The sequence below is a fragment of the Providencia rustigianii DSM 4541 genome (assembly GCF_000156395.1).
Taxonomy (GTDB): Bacteria; Pseudomonadota; Gammaproteobacteria; order Enterobacterales; family Enterobacteriaceae; genus Providencia; species Providencia rustigianii.
Genome location: NZ_GG703829.1, coordinates 506 through 1207 on the forward strand (window position 1 = coordinate 506; position 702 = coordinate 1207).

Genomic DNA, 702 nt, shown 5'->3' on the forward strand with positions numbered 1-702 from the left:
CCGCTATTTTTCAGCGCTCCTCGTTGTCGCTGTAGCGATACGCTTAACGTTTCCGCTTCCATTTTTAGCTTAGCAGCGGCAGACTTGGCACGTTCAAATTCTCTGGACTGCGCCTTTGTTGGGTTTTGTACTGAGGATAATTCGCGCGAAAGCTGGCTCACCTTTTCGGTGGCTTTTTGATAGGCATTATTTGCAGCATCAAGGGATTGCTTTGTTTTCTTAAAGCCATCAATTTGCTGAGCTTGATTGTTGAGTTCTTTTAATTCTTGGCGAGACCGGCGGAGAGTTTCCGCCAGTTTTTTATTGGAATCTTGAGCGCCGCGTAGTGGCTTTGTGAATTTATCAACGGCGCTTAAAATCACCTGTAAACGTAAATCTTTACTCATTTTCAACACCGCTACGTTTAAGGGCGTGATAACGCCATTCTAATAATTCAGTCAAAGAATAATTTTCGGTTACTGCCGGCGACCAGTGAAAAATGGTGGCAATATCTGCCACCAAATCATCAACAGTTAGTCGTTCTGGAAATCGGAAGTCACCGATTTCGGTAGCAAAAAAAGCACTAACTCCTTGGTCAAATTCAGCATGTCTGCTGGATTCATAAGGATAAGTTCAGGCTTGGTTAGTGCCGGTGCCGAGACGCGAGGTAAAACCAACATCGCTGAATCAACATCCATTTCCATTAATGCCGCAAGACGAACA

Annotated in this window: 1 protein-coding gene and 2 pseudogenes; all 3 read right to left on the reverse strand. The window is 44.4% G+C overall.

Annotated features, from left to right (window positions below; genetic code table 11):
- A pseudogene (locus PROVRUST_RS18650) lies at window positions 1–386 on the reverse strand (phage tail tape measure protein); the annotation flags it as partial.
- Window positions 379–498, reverse strand: coding sequence for a GpE family phage tail protein (locus PROVRUST_RS18655; RefSeq protein ID WP_006816477.1), 120 nt, complete (start codon window positions 496–498; stop codon window positions 379–381). The pseudogene PROVRUST_RS18650 and the gene PROVRUST_RS18655, both read right to left, overlap by 8 nt.
- Window positions 499–512: 14 nt before the next feature.
- Window positions 513–702: pseudogene (locus PROVRUST_RS19945) on the reverse strand (phage tail assembly protein); the annotation flags it as partial.